This window comes from Rhizobium sp. Leaf262 (assembly GCF_001422245.1).
Classification (GTDB): domain Bacteria; phylum Pseudomonadota; class Alphaproteobacteria; order Rhizobiales; family Rhizobiaceae; genus Agrobacterium.
Genome location: NZ_LMMM01000016.1, coordinates 315,448 through 331,845, shown reverse-complemented (window position 1 = coordinate 331,845; position 16,398 = coordinate 315,448). Strand labels below are relative to the sequence as shown.

Here is a 16,398-nt window from a genome sequence, read left to right as displayed (position 1 = left end):
GATCAGGCAATCGCCTGCTTTTGCAGCTCAACGAGTTCCGCGCAGCCGGTCTTGGCAAGGCCGAGCAGCGTCAGGAATTCCTCTTCCGAGAAAGGTGCGCCTTCGGCTGTGCCCTGAATTTCGACAATGCCACCGGAGCCAGTGATGACGAAATTGGCGTCGGTTTCAGCCGAGGAATCTTCGAGATAGTCGAGATCGATCACCGGTTGGCTGGCGAAAATACCGCAGGAGATGGCGGCGATATGGTCTTTGAGAACCTTCTCGACCTTGATCATGTTGCGGCTTTCCATCCACTTCAGGCAATCGTGAAGGGCAATCCATGCGCCGGTAATGGAGGCCGTGCGGGTGCCGCCATCGGCCTGGATGACATCGCAGTCGATGCTGATCTGGCGCTCGCCGAGTGCCTGAAGATCGACCACGGCGCGCAATGAGCGGCCAATGAGACGCTGGATTTCCTGCGTTCTGCCACCCTGCTTGCCGGACGCGGCTTCGCGGCGCATGCGCTCATGGGTGGAGCGGGGCAACATACCATATTCGGCGGTGACCCAGCCCTTGCCGCTGTTGCGCAACCACGGTGGCGTCTTTTCTTCAAGGCTGGCGGTGACGAGCACATGCGTATCGCCAAATTTGACCAGACAGGAACCTTCGGCGTGCTTGGAGAAATTGCGCTCGAAAGAAACTTTGCGCATCTGATCGGTTTTTCTGCCTGAAGGCCGCATATGGTTCGTCTCCGTTTTGATCTCCGCCTTCTAAGGCCGCGAAACCGGTTTTGCAAAGGAAAAGCGGGCTGGGATTTACCCTGCGCGGAATTTCCGTTTTCACTTAACGACACGAGAGACTATATTCGCTTTGTTACTGACATTATGAAGAGCGAGCGAAATGGGCCTTTCTCCTCCAATCGGAAAAGAACCGGGTGCGTTGCTGGATGATCGCTCGCGCGAAATCTTCCGCCGCATCGTCGAAGGCTATCTGGAAAATGGCGAGCCGCTGGGCTCCCGCAACCTGTCTCGCCTGCTGCCCATGTCGCTGTCTCCCGCCTCCGTGCGCAATGTGATGAGCGATCTGGAAGAGCTGGGCCTCATTTATTCGCCGCATATCAGCGCCGGTCGTCTGCCCACCCAGACCGGATTGCGCTTCTTCGTGGATGCTTTCATGCAGGTGGGCGATCTGCCTGCCGAACAGCGCGCCAGCATCGACCGGCAGATCGGCCCTGTTTCAGGTCGGGAGCAGCCGATTGAGGGGCTGTTGACGGAGGCAAGCCGCATGCTCTCTGGCATGTCGCGTGGCGCAGGTCTGGTGCTGACGACCAAGAGCGACGCGGTGTTGAAACATGTCGAGTTCATTCGCCTCGAGCCGACCAAGGGGCTCGCCATTCTGGTGGGGGGCAACAATCAGGTCGAAAACCGCATCATTGATCTGCCCGCCGGTATCACCTCCTCGCAGCTGACGGAGGCTGCAAACTTCATCAATGCGCATCTGTCGGGCCAGACTCTTCCCGAATTGCGCACGCAACTCTTGCAGCAGAAATCCGAGCTTCAGACGGCGCTCAGCACGCTGGTGCAGGATCTGGTGACGCGCGGTCTTGCGGTGTGGTCCGGCGATAATGAAGAAGGCAAGCTCGGGCGGCTGATCGTGCGCGGACGCTCAAACCTGCTGGAAGGGCTGGCGGGGGAAGAGGACATCGACCGAGTCCGGCTGCTGTTTGACGATCTGGAGCGCAAAGACAATCTGATCGAGGTTCTCAATCTGGCCGAGACGGGTTCCGGCGTCAGAATTTTCATCGGATCGGAAAACAAATTGTTTTCGCTATCCGGCTCATCGCTGATCGTTGCGCCCTACAGGGACGATGAGAACCGCGTGGTGGGCGCCGTGGGCGTGATTGGCCCGACGCGGCTCAACTACTCGCGCATCGTGCCCATGGTCGATTATACCGCCCAGATCATGGCGCGGCTTTCCAGCCAAAGACGCTGATATCGAAAAGACATCATTGAATCCTAGATGGTTTAACTGGCAAGCCTTGATTTTTGCTTGGCAAAGCTCGATATCGGGCGCAACCCCTAACACTAAGCCATTACACATATGAAGCTGGAGAACGTCATGACCGATGACACAAATAAAGCCGGACCTGACGCAGACGTCGTAGACGAGGCTAACGAAGCGGCAACGGCGGAGAACGCTGTGCCCGAGCAGGCAGAGCCCGATCCGATCGATGTGCTGAAGGCCGAAAATGCCGACCTGCGCGATAAATTCCTGCGCCTTGCCGCCGAAATGGACAATCTGCGTCGCCGCACCGAGCGTGAAGTAAAGGATGCCAAGGCCTATTCCGTCGCCGGTTTCGCCCGCGACATGCTGGCCGTTTCCGACAATCTTCGCCGCGCTCTGGAAGCCATTCCCGAGGAACTGAAGACCAATGCCGAAGCGGGCATTACCGGTCTGATCGAAGGCGTCGATATGACCGAGCGCGCCATGCTGTCTGCGCTGGAACGTCACGGCGTGCGCAAGATGGATGTGGAAGGCCAGAAATTCGACCCGAATTTCCATCAGGCCATGTTCGAAATCCCCAACACGGCGGTTCCGAATAACACCGTCGTTCAGGTGGTGCAGGCTGGCTTCACCATCGGTGAACGCGTCCTTCGCCCTGCCATGGTCGGCGTTGCCAAGGGTGGCCCGAAGGGCGAAGTGCCTGTCACGGCAGAGCCGGGCACCAGCAGCGTTAATGAGAAAGACGCTTAACTGCGGTCTTCCGTCATTCCGGCCTTGAGCCGGAATCCAGTCAGCCCAAGTCTTTGGGCTGAAAAAATCCTTCGACCCGACAGACGTCGGGTCACTAGACCCCGGATCAAGTCCGGGGTGACGATCGTTTCAGTCGAAATCACCGCCCAAACTGCCCATCCAGCCAGTCAAACGCATAATCCTGCTGATCCGCTTCGAACACATGGCCGCCCGGCCAGATCTTGCTTTCGAACCGATCCGCCGCATTCCACGCAGTCCAGACGTCTTTCATCTTCCAGAAGGCTTCCGTCACGGACGCAAGCGGGAAGAGCGTGTCCTTCTCCCCTGCGAAGATCAGCATCGGGTTGGGGGCCGAAAGGCTGGCGACATCGGGATAATCCATATGCTGCATCAGGCCGGGATGCGTCATGTGCCAGGCGGAGCCGCCGCGCAGCTGGTTGTTGCCGGGCACCATCAGGCCCTTGGCCGTTGCCATCCAGTTTACCGCGACCGTGGCTGTGATGTCATCGCTGAGGGCTGCTGCCTGCCATGCGCGGAACGCGCCCATGGAAAAGCCGATAGCGGCGACGCGGGCCTTGTCAACCTCTGGCATGCTAGAGAGAAATGCGGCGGCGCGTACATCTTCATACGCCATGGCGCCCGCAAGAGAGCTTCCCATATTGGCGAAATTGGCCGCGAGTGCCTGCTGCGCGTCATAGGTCAGGGCACCGCGATCTCCCCAACCCAGCGCATCGGTCGCCAGAACGACGTAACCGCGACGCGCAAGCACATCGCCCGGGAAGCGGCCCGAAAAGAACTTTTGCGCCCATTGTTCAGACGATGTCAGTTTGCTCTCGTCACCCCATGTCGCAACCAGCTTCTCCTTGCCGATATCGAATTTCGATCCGTGATCATGGTAAAAAACAGCCGCAGGAAAGGGGCCGTCGCCTTTCGGCACCAGTAGCAACGCCATGACGCGATTGTCTTCGGTCAGGTTGAACGCCACCTTGCGGGCGACATAGGAACCGCGATCCACCTCGTCGATGATATGGGGTTCGAATGACGTCTGTTGCGGGGTTTGAAGCGTGAGCTCCCAAAACTTTGCGCGGGCCGCCCGTTTCCATGCCGGGGGATCGGAGACCTGCTGTGACCAGCCCAATGGAAACGTCAATCGCTGCTTTAGTTTGTCCGCAGTTACAGGTAAATGATCGGCTGTCACGCCCTGAGTCTGATAGGCTGTCGTTTCCGCCATCGCTGCCTCGCTACCGCAGGCCGCCATGATTATACCAATCGTCATGATTGTCCGAAGCTCCATGATGTCTCCTCCCACTGTCAGCCATTGCGGAGCCGACAGTCGGAAGGTTTAACAAATCGAGCCGCGATGCAAGACCGCTCAGGCGGCGTTTGCCTGTTCCTGATTGAGGAAGGTGTAGATGGCCGTATCGGATTCGGTCGCGCGTAGTTTGGCAACCAGTTCCGGGTCGCGTAGCACGCGTGCTATACGCGACAGAGCTTTCAGGTGGTCGGCACCAGCGCCTTCGGGCGCAAGAAGAAGAAACACGAGGTCAACGGGCTGATCGTCAAGCGCTTCGAAATCAACTGCGTTTTCCAGACGCGCAAAGACGCCAACGATCGAGTCGATGCTGGCAAGCTTGCCGTGCGGGATGGCGATTCCATGCCCGACGCCGGTCGAGCCGAGCCGCTCGCGCTGCAAGATGACGTCGAAAACTTCCCGTTCCGGCACTCCGGTGATCTTGGAGGCCTTTGCCGCCAGTTCCTGAAGGAGCTGCTTTTTGGAATTGACCTTAAGGGCGGGAATAATCGCATCTTGCTGCAGCAAATCTGCCAACGCCATTCTGTTTATCCTTCATGCCATCGAGACGAACCGGGAGTGCCGCCATGCGGCCGCACCCCCGGTGCCTTGTCAGACTATTCAGTTCTTGATCGTCGCCGCGTCAATCCAACCGATGTTTCCATCGTTGCGGCGGTAAACGATATTCAGTTCCTTGCCCGGGCTGCGGAATAGCAGAACCGGTTCGTCCGTCATGTCCAGCGCCATGACCGCGCTTGCGACCGTCATCGTTTTGACCTGCTTGGAGGTCTCGGCGACGATGGTCGGCGCGAAATCTTCCGGCAGTTCGTCATCTTCGTCTGGCACGGCGTCCATCACCGTGTAGGGGAATTCTTCTAAAATCCCGTTGGACGAAGCACCGTTATGGTGATCCTTCAGTTTTCTCTTATACCTGCGAAGGCGCTTTTCGATACGCGCAGCGGCTGCATCGAAACTCGCCTGCGGGTCATTGGCTTGTCCCGCGGCATGCAACACGATCCCGGTATCGAGATGAATCTTGCAATCGGCATCGAAACGCGCGCCGGATTTCTCCACGGTTACTTGGCCAGAATACCCCCCGTCAAAGTATTTGGTAATCGCCAGGCTAATGTTGTCCTCGATCCTCTGACGGAACGATTCGCCGATATCCATATGTTTACCAGATACACGCACACTCATGGAATTTTTCCTTTTTCAGTGATTTGCGTATACCAGCTTACGTCAAGCTAGGCGCTCATCCAAGCGTTTCGAGTCCGTTTCGGTCTCATTACCGCCTGCCGCAAAAGCGCCCTGTTCTTTTAACGGTTGTTCTGACCCCTGCCCTCTATGCGGCGAGCTTCTAGCCTCGGCGGCAGGAAGAGTCAATTAACATTATTAACATTCTGAAATATATGAATATTTCGTTACGCCGTCGCAACTTTTGCAATTGCTTTCTTTTCCCTACGTCGCTGCACGGACGAGGGGATATTCATGGCTTCACGATATTTTGCGACCGTTCGTCGCGCCAGTTCGACGCCAGTTTTTTTAAGATTTTCCACGATGTCATCGTCCGAAAGCACGGCTTCGGGCGCTTCCTGCGCGATCATATTGCGAATGCGATGGCGCACCGCTTCTGCCGAGTGGCTGTCTCCTCCTTCGACAGCTCCAATCGAAACGCTGAAAAAATATTTCAGCTCGAACAGTCCGCGCGGGGTCAGCATATATTTGCGTGATGTTACACGGCTGACAGTCGATTCATGCATCTTGATCGCATCGGCAACCTGCTTGAGATTGAGCGGGCGAAGATGATCGACACCGTGCAACAGAAAGGCGTCTTGCTGGCGCACGATCTCGCTGGCGACCTTCATGATGGTCTTCGCCCGCTGGTCCAGGCTGCGCGTCAGCCAGCTTGCAGTTTGCATACATTCGGAAATGAACTCGCCGTCCTCGCCCTCGCGCGCCTTGATTTTCGATATCTGGGCAAAATATGTCTGATTGACGAGGACGCGCGGCAGCGTTTCGGGATTGAGCTCGATCAGCCAGCCGCCATCGGAAGAAGGTCTGACGAGAATATCCGGCACGATGGTTTCTGCAATCCCGGCCTCGAAACCCGCGCCGGGTCTGGGGTTCAAGGACCGGATTTCAGCCAGCATGTCCAGAAGGTCGTCCTCGCCAACGCCACACAGCCGTTTGAGTGAAGCGAAGTCCCGCTTGGCCAGGAGCTCGAGATGACCGACGAACGCTTCCATTGCGGGATCGAGGCGGTTCTTCTGCGCCAGTTGAATGGACAAGCACTCACTCAGTGTCCGCGCGAAAATGCCAGGCGGATCGAGCGTTTGAAGCGAGGCGAGCACCACCTCGACATCGGCCATCGGAGTTGAGAGCCTGTTGGAGATCTCACCCAAAGCTTCCGAGGCGATATAACCGGTTTCGTCCAGATAATCGATCAGCGCGTCTGCGATCACCCTGGCCTGGGGCGATGAAACCGTAAACGGCAATTGCTGACCGATATGGTCGCGCAAGCTCGGCTTTCCCGCCACGAAATCATCGAGATCGTAAGCCTCGGCAGACTCTGCCCCCGGCATGGACTTCCACTGACCGACAAGCTCCGGTGCGTCTGCCTTGAGGGCAGCCAGATCGTCGGGAAAGACATTTTCGAAGTTCGTGTCGAGTTGCTCGTTCAGGCTGTCGGCACGGTCGCCGTACCATTCTTCGGAATCATGTCCAGAATCGGAAAACGGTTCGGCAGGTGTGTCTGATTGGCTATAGCTGTCCTCGATTGCAGCAGATGCACTGCCCAAATCGCTGTCGTTTGCCACTATTTCAAGCAGCGGGTTCTTTTCGACTTCCTGGGCGATGAATTGCGTGAGCTCAATATGCGTCATCTGAAGCAGCTGAATGGACTGCATCAGTTGTGGGGTCATGACCAGAGACTGGCTTTGACGCAACAAAAGACTGGCGGACAAGGCCATGGTGGACGCTAAACTCCCATAAACCCCTTCAACGCTCGTATTCTTAAAATAATTGAGCGGTGAAGTCTGAACTGGCCCAAAAATTGCTTTTTATTCTTGTTTGGTCAAGCTCAACTATGGGGCTGGGCGGAAGAATCTTTGCGGGGACTGTCAGGAGGCAGTCGATTTTTTCAGCCTCGATGTCAGAGGCTGAAATTATTACCCAGATACAGTCTGCGGACATCGGCATTGTTGACGATCTCGGACGCGCGGCCATGGGTCAGCACTTCACCGGCATGGATAATATAGGCGCGGTCGATCAGGCCCAATGTTTCGCGGACATTGTGGTCGGTGATCAGAACGCCGATGCCGCGTGCGGTCAGGTGACGGACCAGATTTTGGATATCTCCCACCGAAATGGGGTCGACGCCTGCAAAGGGTTCGTCCAGCAACATGAATGTCGGATCGGTTGCGAGCGCGCGGGCGATTTCCAGACGGCGACGTTCACCACCGGACAGAGCAACCGCCGGTGACTTGCGTAGCTGTGAAATATGAAATTCTTCCAGCAATTCGTCGAGCTTGCGATTGCGCTTCTTCTCGTCGCGCTCATGCACTTCGAGAACGGCAAGAATGTTTTCCTCGACCGTCAGTCCACGGAAGATCGACGCTTCCTGCGGCAGGTATCCAACGCCCAGACGCGAACGGCGATACATGGGCATACCGGTGACGTCGTTGCCGTTGATGGCGATCTTGCCACTATCGACAGGAACAAGGCCGGTTATCATATAGAAGCAGGTCGTCTTGCCAGCACCGTTGGGTCCCAACAAGCCGACGGCCTCGCCGCGGCGCACCACGAGCGACACGCCATTGACGACGCGACGGGTATTATAGGTCTTGGTCAGGCCGTGGGCGATCAGCGTGCCTTCATAGCGCGCCTTGTCACCGGAGGCGATATCCGCTTCCGATGCGCGCGCGGAACCGGCGCCGAACAGCTTTGGAATTGAGAGCATCTTCACAGGGTACGGACTACTGCTTTTTCTGGGACTTGGGGTCAAGCATAATGCGGACGGGTCCGCCACAGCTTTCGAGCTTTGCTTCGCCCGTATTCATCAGCACTGTCAGCTTGCAGCCGGTAAAGACGTTCGTGTCCTGCGAAAGAACGACCTGTTTGCCGGACAGCGTAAAGGTCTGCGATGCCATGTCGAACTCACCCTTGTCGGCCGTTGCCTTCTGGGTGCCGGATGTCAGATATACGGAGTTGTCGACGAAGATCTTGTCGATGTCGGCACCACCACTTGTGATCGAGGAATTGGCAGCAGCGCCATCACCCTTGCTTTTGTAAAGCACAGTCATCTTGCCGGCCTGCAAGGTGGTCGTTCCCTGCACCACCTTTACGTTACCAGTGAAATAGGCCTTGTGCTCCTGATCGCGCACCTCAAGCTGGTCACTTTCGATTGCGATCGGCTGATCGTTGGACAGCTTCATCCCTTCCATACTGCTTGTCGTGCTCTGCGCTGCGGCAGAGCCAGCAAGGCAGGCGAAGGCCATGGCAGCAAAATAGGCGGCATTGGTGCATCGGGCGGGGCGCAAAATCTGCATCATCTGGGTCGGGCTCTCACTTGCCTGCGTTCTGAATGGTGGATGCAGCTATACGAGCTCGTACCTGCCCCGAGAATGTAATTGTTTTGCCATTATCTGCTATGTGCATGCTTTCTGCAACAATCGAACCATCCTTGGTGGTGATGGAGACAGGCGTGTTGCTGTCCATCGTACCGGCTTTCAGGTCGACATTTGCAGACTGGAACTTCGCTTGTATGCCATTGCTGAGATTGATGTCAAAGGGTGCCGTCATTTGCAACCGGTTTGTGGCGCGGTCAAACAGGCCTTCCTGCGCCACCACCTGTGCGACAATGTCGTTCATGGGCACGGCGGCCAGCACTTTTTCCAGCGTCATCAGGTTGGGGCTGGCGATATCCTGCAAGGCCCGTTCGGCGTTCATCGAGTAGTCGAAACCCTTGTTGTTGCGCCCCGCAAGTGCTGGCTTTTCCATGACGATCTTGCCATTTTCTACGGTCGCGCTTTGCAGCGAAACCTCGTCCGGCAGCCATGTACGTGCCAGCGACACAGCAATAAACGTCAATGAGATCAAAGCTGCACCCAACGGGAGGATGATCTTCAGTTTCTTGACGCGCTTGGAGTGGCGCAATGCGAGGGCGTAAGCGCGCGCCTGTCCATCGGACAGAGAAAAACCTGGCGCTGGCTGGCTTAATTGTTCGAGCATCATCCGGATCCGGGGTAAGTCACGTCGCTTTGAGCGGTGTATTAGCGACATTATCAGTGGTTGTAGCTGTTTGGCATGAAGCCGATGCCCTGCCAATATGGTTTTTCTCCGTGTAAGCACAAGAGCTACGATATTTTTATCAAATAAGTCCTTTCTTGTTTGTTTCCGTGCAAGACGTGGCTACAAGGCTGACAAGGGCGGGTTTTGTATGCTGGCGCCCTTCCAGATCGAGGTGAGAAAATGGATCAGATGGCAATCGCAGATCGCAGACAGTTGCGGCGCAAGCTGACATTCTGGCGCATCGCAGCCGTTTTTCTTCTGCTGGCGGGATGTTTCGCGATCTACCGCTTCGCCTTTGCCGAACCGACGAAAAGCGTGCGTCCGCATATTGCCCGCGTCGAAATCAGCGGTCTCATTCAGGACGACACCGAACTTCTGGAGCGCCTGCAAAAGATTGCCGAGAGCGACAGCGCCAAGGGCCTGATCGTCTCCATCTCTTCGCCCGGCGGAACCACCTATGGCGGCGAGCGCATTTTCAAGGCGATCCGTGCTGTTGCCGAAAAGAAGCCGGTCGTTTCCGATGTTCGCACCTTGGCCGCTTCTGCCGGTTACATGATTGCCACCGCAGGTGACACGATCATCGCTGGCGACACCTCGATCACCGGTTCCATCGGCGTTATCTTCCAATATCCGCAGGTGAAGCCTCTGCTCGACAAGCTCGGCGTCTCCTTGCAGGAGATCAAGTCGTCGCCGATGAAGGCGGAGCCATCGCCCTTCCATGAGCCACCCGAGGAATCCAAGACCATGATCCGCAACATGGTTATGGACAGCTATAGCTGGTTCGTAGATCTCGTGGCAGATCGCCGCAAGCTGCCGCGCGAAAACGTGCTAAAGCTTGCCGATGGTTCGATTTTCACCGGTCGTCAGGCCGTGGCCGTGAAGCTCATCGACACGCTGGGTGGCGAAAAAGAAATTCGCAGCTATTTCGAAAGCCGCAACGTTGCCAAGGATCTGCCCATCGTCGAATGGACGGCTCCTCCCAAACGCTCGCCATTTTCACTCTTCAGTCTTGCGGGCATTGCTCAAATGCTCGGATATGACGAATTTTTGCCATTCAACGTGCCTCGCCAGCTGGGTGCCGACAAGTTGTTTCTTGACGGTCTTGTTTCGGTTTGGCAGGTTGGTGACCATTAAAAATCCAATTCTTTCAGGGGGCAACCGTGATTAAGTCTGAACTGGTGCAGATTGTCGCTGCGCATAACCCGCATCTTTACCACCGGGACGTGGAAAATATCGTCAACGCTGTGCTCGATGAGATCACGGATGCGTTGGCAGCGGGCAACCGTGTGGAGCTGCGTGGCTTCGGTGCCTTTTCAGTCAAGAATCGACCCTCGCGTTCCGGACGGAACCCGCGCACGGGTGAGTCCGTTTTTGTCGAAGAAAAATGGGTACCCTTCTTCAAGACCGGCAAGGAGCTGCGCGAGCGTCTCAACCCCGGCATGAGCGACGTCGAAGACGAAGACTAAGTCCGGTGCGCAGATCGTTTGGCGATTTTGCGCTTTGGAGAACGGTTGAGACCGAGCAGTCGGGCTCCTATCTGACGTCCATGCAGGTTTGTCTGAAGGCCCCTAAAGACGGAGTATCGTTGGATGTCTAAGAAGATCGTCAATCTCGTGGTTCTGGTGCCGCTCGCCATCATTCTGGTGGTGTTGTGCGTGGCCAACCGGCAGGCCGTGACACTCGCGCTCAATCCGTTCCGGCCCGATGACAGCGTTCTGTCCTTCTCGGCACCGTTCTTCGTCTTCATCTTCCTCGCCGTCATTTTCGGTGTGTTTCTCGGTTCTCTTGTCACGTGGTTCTCGCAGGGCAAATATCGCAAGCGCGCCCGCACCGAAGCCAAGGAGGCCGTGCGTTGGCATGATGAAGCCAACCGGCAGAAGGCGGCAGCCAATGCGGTGGTCATCGCCCCGTCCACGGATGCGCGCATCGCTGCCAAGTGAGGTCTCCAGGACGTGATGGGTGTTGAAACCGCAGCCCTTTGATAATATTGCGCTGTGATGCTATTCGCTGTCGCATAAGAGTCTGTTTGGAAACTCGGCGGCGGAGAACCGGCGGGTGATTTTTGTGGCTGACAAGGAGAAGATCGTAGGCGATATCATGTGATATCGGCAAGATTTTCGACGCAGTCAGGCGCAAAAAAGCGCCGCTGGGTCGACCCGTCCGATGTTTTCAAACAGACTCTAGAATGCGGTCAGACTTGGAAAGAACCCCGTTGAAGAAAAAAGACAACCGCCCGGGCGCCAAGTCGCGCGCGGGGCAGGAACCCCGGCAGCGCAATGCCGGTAAACCGGCAAGACAAAAAGAGACCGCTCCCCGCAGCCGCGCGCCGGACCATGTCCGCGCTGCCGCCAGCGCGCCATCCAAACCCGGCAAACCCGTTGCGAAAGCGGGCGCTCAGGACAGTGTGAAGGTCAAGATTGCCCCGCAAGAGACGGAACAGGTTCCACCACGCCCTCTCAAGCAGCGGGCCGGCGATCTGCCGGGCGAACAGGTTCCAGTGATCCTGGAATCGCTGGGCGCAGGTGATTTCCACCTGATCGACACCGGCAACGGGCTGAAGCTGGAGCAATATGGCAATTACCGCATCGTGCGGCCCGAGGCACAGGCGCTGTGGCGTCCGAGCCTGCCCGAGCGTGTCTGGGAAAACGCCGATTCCATCTTCACCGGCGATACGGATGAAGACGGCATGGGCCGCTGGCGCTTTCCCAAGGAGCCGCTGGGCGAAACATGGCCACTCTCTCTCCTCGGCGTCAATTTCCTCGGTCGTTTCACCGCCTTTCGCCATGTCGGCGTCTTCCCGGAACAGATTGTTCACTGGGAATGGCTGAAACACACGATCGAAACGGCGGGTCGCCCGCTCAAGGTTCTCAATCTCTTTGGTTATACCGGTGTCGCCTCGCTGGTGGCGGCGGCTGCCGGTGCGGAAGTCACCCATGTGGATGCTTCCAAGAAGGCGATTGGCTGGGCGCGGGAAAATCAGGCACTGGCGGGGCTGGAAAATGCCCCGATCCGCTGGATTTGCGAAGATGCGATGAAGTTCATCCAGCGCGAAGAACGGCGTGGCAACACCTACGACGTTATTCTCACTGATCCGCCGCACTTTGGCCGTGGCACCCATGGCGAGATCTGGCAGCTGTTCGACCATCTGCCGCTGATGCTGGATGTTTGCCGCGATATCCTGTCGCCCAAGGCGCTGGGTCTGGTGCTGACGGCCTATTCGATCCGCGCCAGTTTTTACTCCATGCATGAGCTGATGCGCGAAACCATGCGCGGAGCAGGCGGCGAGGTTGCCTCGGGCGAACTCGTCATCCGCGAGGCCGGTCTTGACGGCAAGACCCGGGGCCGTGCGCTTTCCACCTCTCTCTTCAGCCGCTGGGTGCCGAAATGATCGATGACCGCCGTGAAAACAGACCGGGCCGGGTAGGGCAGGTCAAAGAGGTCACCAGCCTTGCCAACCCCATCATCAAAGACATCAAGAACCTGACCCAGAAGAAGGGCCGGGAAGAAACCGGCACCTTCATGGCCGAAGGGCTGAAGCTGGTCATCGACGCGCTGGAGCTGGGTTGGACAATCCGCACTTTGGTTTACGCGAAAAATGCCAAGGGCAAGCCGCTGGTCGAGCAGGTGGCGACGAAGACCGTCGCGTCCGGCGGGCTGGTTCTGGAAGTGACGGAAAAAATCCTGTCCTCCATCACCCGTCGCGACAATCCGCAGATGGTGGTCGGTATTTTCGATCAGAAATGGACGCCGCTGAAGGACATCCAGCCGCAGGACGGCCAGACTTTCATTGCGCTCGACCGTGTGCGCGACCCCGGTAATCTCGGCACCATCATTCGCACCGCCGATGCGGCGGGTGCATCCGGCGTGATCCTCGTTGGTGATTGCACGGATCCGTTTTCGCTGGAAACAGTCCGCGCCACCATGGGTTCGGTCTTTGCCACGCCGGTTGCGCATGCGACGGTGGAGGAGTTTCTGGCCTGGAAGAAATCAGCTGGTGTCAGCGTCGTCGCCACCCATCTTGCCGGGTCTGTCGATTACCGGACCATCGATTACAAGCGCAAGCCGACCGTGATCCTGATGGGCAACGAACAATCCGGCCTGCCGCCGGAACTGGCTGCGAAGGCAGACCAGCTGGCGCGCATTCCCCAGCAGGGGCGTGCCGATTCTCTTAATCTGGCGATTGCAACGGCCGTCATGCTGTTTGAAGCCCGCCGTCATCTTCTCGAACTCGCACCGGTAAAATGATGGCAAAGCCCGCTCTGTTCTCCAAGCCCATTCCGGCCATCGCGCTGATCGTCTTTGCGCTGATCGCAGACCAGATCATCAAGCTTCTGGTGGAAGCCTATCTGCCCCTGCAGCAGATGGTGCCGGTGATGCCTTATCTGGCGCTCTACCGCACCTATAATCTGGGCGTTGCCTTTTCTATGATGGCTGACATGGAAGGCTGGTTCATCGTGACGATGCGGCTTGTCATCGTCGCCTTTGTCATATGGCTGTGGCGCAAGACGGACAAGGACCGCACCTTCGCTCATCTGGGCTTTGCGCTCATCATTGCCGGTGCCGCAGGCAATATCTTCGACCGTTTTTTATACGGCCATGTGATCGATTATATTCTCTTCCACACCGACACTTGGTCCTTTGCGGTGTTCAATCTGGCCGATAGCTTCATCACGATCGGTGCCGGTTGTGTCATTCTGGATGAGATATTGCACGCCAGAGCAACCCAGCGCGCTAAAAACGAGGAACGCTAAAAATTTAGCGTTCAAGCCAAGCCAATCCAAACGGCTGGCGTGTTAGCTTTTGGTCATGAGCGAACTGGCGAAACTGAAAGAGCAGCTTTCCGAAGCCTTCGGCCCGACTGAGGCGGATGCGGTTTCTCCGGTCGTTTCGAAAAAAGTGCGTTCGCAAGAGGCCGACGCTCTTCCTTTCTATAACAAAATTCTGCGCCGGGTGACGCTGTTCACCGCTGGTTGCGGCTTTGCTTTCGCAAGCGCTGTCTATCTGGGTGGAAACGCCGCACTTTATATGGCCGCACTGTCGGTCGCCATCTGCGTATCCTGCGCGCTCTATATGATGGTCCGGTCCTCCATGCTGCGGCAGGCATCCGTGCGCGATGCCAGGATCATCGAAGCGCGGCAGATGCAGAATGCGGCGCTGATGGCTGAAATCCATGAGGCGATGGGCGATATCGTCGTAACACGGGATATGGAGCGACGCATTCTGCACGCCAATGCCGCCTTTTGCGAAATGGCCGGCTGTGCAGCTCCGCGCGGCAAGACCTGCGAGGAAATCGGCATTGCCTTTCGCCCCGGTGGAAAGGCGCATTGCTACGATGTGGAGATAGCAACGCCCTATGGCCAGCGCATCTTCACCTGGCACGATGTGGTCGCCAATGATTCCTCCAGCAGCCGTCTGGTCATCAGCAGCATTGCCCGCGATATCACCGATGAGCGGGCAGCACTGAGGGCGCGTGAGGATGCAAGACTGCGCGCTGAAAATGCCAATGCCGCCAAGGGCAGGCTGCTGGCCACGGTCAGCCACGAAATCCGCCTGCCGCTGTCGGGCATTCTGGGCATGAACCATCTTCTGTCGCAGACGAAGCTCAGCCATGAGCAGCGCAACTATCTGGATGGCATGCGCCAGTCAGGTCAGGCGCTGGTGCAACTGGTGGAGGATCTGCTGGACTTCTCCACCATGGAAGCGGGACGTTTCCGGCTCAATCCACGCGCGGAGAACCTGCGCCAGCTGATCGAAAGCGTGGTGGAAATGCTGTCCCATCGCGCCCATGAAAAAGGCATCGAAATCGCCTCCATCGTCGCACCCGACGTGCCGGACTATCTGGATTTCGACCCGGCCCGCCTCCGTCAGGTTCTCTTCAACCTCATCGGCAATGCGGTGAAATTCACGAGCAAGGGTGGCGTGCTGGTACAGGCCTCCATGCAGGGCGACACGCTGTCGATTGCCGTTGAAGACACCGGCCCCGGCATGAGCAAGACCGAACAGGCCCGCATTTTCGGAGAGTTCGAGCAGGCGGGCTCCACCTCGCAACGCAGCGCTGGCACCGGGCTTGGCCTTGCCATCTCCGCCCGCATCATCCGTGAATTCGGCGGTCAGCTGTCTGTGACAAGCAAGAAGGGTAAGGGCAGCATCTTCACGCTGACCTTCAAGGCAGGCTCCGCCACGGCATCGGCAGGGCCTTCCAGCCGTATCGGTGTGCTACGCAGATCGAATGTCCTCCTGCTTGCCCCCGCAGGCATTGCTGCAAACGCCACCATCGAATCGATACAGGCGCTTGGCGGCGAGTGCATGTTGGTCTCGACACCACGTCAGCTGGAAGCGCTGCGGTCGAAAGCTTTAGTCGATCTGGACCGCGTCACCGATATCATCATCGATCACCGCGTCGCACCGGAGTTTCGCGAGAGCCTCCATAACTGGCCCGTCGTGGTGGATCGGACGGTGCGCCACATCCTTCTCGTCAATCCGGAAGACCGCGCCTCGCAGCAGCAGGAAGATTTCGACGCCTGGCTGATCAGGCCGCTGCGGGAAAAGTCGCTGACGGATGTGCTGTGCGGTCGCCTGCGCGGTGTGGAGCGACGCGACGCCATCAACGACAACAATCATCCCGGCCTCGGTTTCTTCTCCATGCTGGATGAGAAATCCCACGACCTCGATGTTCTCGTGGCCGAGGATGATCCGGTCAATGCCCGTATCCTGCTTGCAGTGCTGGAAAAATCCGGCTGCACGGTACGGCTGGTGAGCGATTTCGAGGCTCTGTCTGCCGCTCTCGGTGGTGCTGAGACATTGCCCGATCTGGTCATTTCGGATTTGAGCATGCCAGGTGGCGACGGGCTGCAAGTGCTGCCACGCCTCTGCGCCTCGCTGGCGGGTAAAAGCACGCCTGTGATGGTGCTGAGCGGCGATACGACGCCGGATACCAAATCGGCTTTGCTGCTTGCCGGCATCGCCGCCGTGCTGGCAAAACCCGTGGAGCCGAAGCGGCTGATCGAGGAAGTGCTGCGGTTGTTTCCCCAAAAAAGCACAGGCAGATTTTAGATTTGATCTGCGGGCCGTTACGCGGCTAACTG

Annotated in this window: 17 protein-coding genes; 9 read left to right on the top strand and 8 right to left on the bottom strand. The window is 57.6% G+C overall.

Features of this window, described 5'->3' with window-relative positions; genetic code table 11:
* Nucleotides 1-2: 2 nt before the first annotated feature.
* Nucleotides 3-719, bottom strand: coding sequence for a ribonuclease PH (gene rph, locus ASF29_RS15780; protein ID WP_062451601.1), 717 nt, complete (start codon nt 717-719; stop codon nt 3-5).
* A 160-nt stretch (nt 720-879) separates the two neighbouring features.
* On the opposite strand from rph, the gene hrcA reads away from it, so the two are divergent.
* Together hrcA and grpE are read left to right on the top strand one after the other, a co-directional pair.
* Entirely contained in the window at nt 880-1,971 is a 1,092-nt protein-coding gene (gene hrcA / locus ASF29_RS15775; RefSeq protein WP_062451600.1) for a heat-inducible transcriptional repressor HrcA, read from the top strand.
* 126 nt (nt 1,972-2,097) lie between these two features.
* Complete coding sequence (grpE, locus tag ASF29_RS15770) at nt 2,098-2,733, top strand: nucleotide exchange factor GrpE (protein ID WP_062451599.1); 636 nt, start codon at nt 2,098-2,100, stop codon at nt 2,731-2,733.
* A 139-nt stretch (nt 2,734-2,872) separates the two neighbouring features.
* Here grpE and ASF29_RS15765 read toward each other — a convergent pair whose 3' ends face one another.
* From ASF29_RS15765 to lptC, 7 genes are all read right to left on the bottom strand, one after another.
* The gene (locus ASF29_RS15765) at nt 2,873-4,027 is read right to left on the bottom strand and encodes an alpha/beta hydrolase family protein (RefSeq protein ID WP_062451598.1); all 1,155 of its coding nucleotides are present in this window, start codon (nt 4,025-4,027) and stop codon (nt 2,873-2,875) included.
* A gap of 78 nt (nt 4,028-4,105) precedes the next feature.
* Entirely contained in the window at nt 4,106-4,567 is a 462-nt protein-coding gene (gene ptsN / locus ASF29_RS15760; RefSeq protein ID WP_062451597.1) for a PTS IIA-like nitrogen regulatory protein PtsN, read from the bottom strand.
* 78 nt (nt 4,568-4,645) lie between these two features.
* Entirely contained in the window at nt 4,646-5,221 is a 576-nt protein-coding gene (gene raiA, locus ASF29_RS15755) for a ribosome-associated translation inhibitor RaiA (protein WP_062451596.1), read from the bottom strand.
* Between the two features lie 224 nt (nt 5,222-5,445).
* Nucleotides 5,446-6,993 (bottom strand): RNA polymerase factor sigma-54, encoded by a 1,548-nt coding sequence (gene rpoN, locus ASF29_RS15750; protein ID WP_062451595.1) that lies wholly within the window; start codon nt 6,991-6,993, stop codon nt 5,446-5,448.
* A 182-nt stretch (nt 6,994-7,175) separates the two neighbouring features.
* Nucleotides 7,176-7,988 carry an LPS export ABC transporter ATP-binding protein gene (gene lptB / locus ASF29_RS15745; RefSeq protein ID WP_156462692.1) on the bottom strand — a complete coding sequence of 271 codons (813 nt, stop codon included), beginning with the start codon at nt 7,986-7,988 and terminating at the stop codon, nt 7,176-7,178.
* 10 nt (nt 7,989-7,998) lie between these two features.
* A complete protein-coding gene (locus tag ASF29_RS15740; protein ID WP_062451594.1) occupies nt 7,999-8,574 on the bottom strand; it encodes an LptA/OstA family protein in 576 nt (191 codons plus the stop codon).
* 13 nt (nt 8,575-8,587) lie between these two features.
* Nucleotides 8,588-9,253 carry an LPS export ABC transporter periplasmic protein LptC gene (lptC, locus tag ASF29_RS15735; RefSeq protein ID WP_062451698.1) on the bottom strand — a complete coding sequence of 222 codons (666 nt, stop codon included), beginning with the start codon at nt 9,251-9,253 and terminating at the stop codon, nt 8,588-8,590.
* 240 nt (nt 9,254-9,493) lie between these two features.
* On the opposite strand from lptC, the gene sppA reads away from it, so the two are divergent.
* The 7 genes from sppA to ASF29_RS15700 all read left to right on the top strand — a co-directional run bounded on the left by sppA (nt 9,494) and on the right by ASF29_RS15700 (nt 16,366).
* Nucleotides 9,494-10,447 (top strand): signal peptide peptidase SppA, encoded by a 954-nt coding sequence (gene sppA, locus ASF29_RS15730; RefSeq protein ID WP_062451593.1) that lies wholly within the window; start codon nt 9,494-9,496, stop codon nt 10,445-10,447.
* A 2-nt stretch (nt 10,448-10,449) separates the two neighbouring features.
* Nucleotides 10,450-10,779 carry an integration host factor subunit beta gene (locus ASF29_RS15725; RefSeq protein WP_268753650.1) on the top strand — a complete coding sequence of 110 codons (330 nt, stop codon included), beginning with the start codon at nt 10,450-10,452 and terminating at the stop codon, nt 10,777-10,779.
* A gap of 123 nt (nt 10,780-10,902) precedes the next feature.
* Nucleotides 10,903-11,253, top strand: a complete 351-nt coding sequence (locus ASF29_RS15720; protein WP_062451592.1) for a lipopolysaccharide assembly protein LapA domain-containing protein — start codon at nt 10,903-10,905, stop codon at nt 11,251-11,253.
* A gap of 272 nt (nt 11,254-11,525) precedes the next feature.
* Nucleotides 11,526-12,701 carry a class I SAM-dependent methyltransferase gene (locus ASF29_RS15715; RefSeq protein WP_062451591.1) on the top strand — a complete coding sequence of 392 codons (1,176 nt, stop codon included), beginning with the start codon at nt 11,526-11,528 and terminating at the stop codon, nt 12,699-12,701.
* The gene (locus ASF29_RS15710; RefSeq protein WP_062451590.1) at nt 12,698-13,558 is read left to right on the top strand and encodes an RNA methyltransferase; all 861 of its coding nucleotides are present in this window, start codon (nt 12,698-12,700) and stop codon (nt 13,556-13,558) included. The genes ASF29_RS15715 and ASF29_RS15710 overlap by 4 nt, the downstream gene beginning before the upstream one ends.
* A complete protein-coding gene (lspA, locus tag ASF29_RS15705) occupies nt 13,558-14,064 on the top strand; it encodes a signal peptidase II (protein WP_062451697.1) in 507 nt (168 codons plus the stop codon). Before ASF29_RS15710 ends, lspA begins: the two co-directional genes overlap by 1 nt.
* A gap of 55 nt (nt 14,065-14,119) precedes the next feature.
* A complete protein-coding gene (locus tag ASF29_RS15700) occupies nt 14,120-16,366 on the top strand; it encodes a PAS domain-containing hybrid sensor histidine kinase/response regulator (RefSeq protein WP_062451589.1) in 2,247 nt (748 codons plus the stop codon).
* The last annotated feature ends 32 nt before the right edge of the window (nt 16,367-16,398 follow it).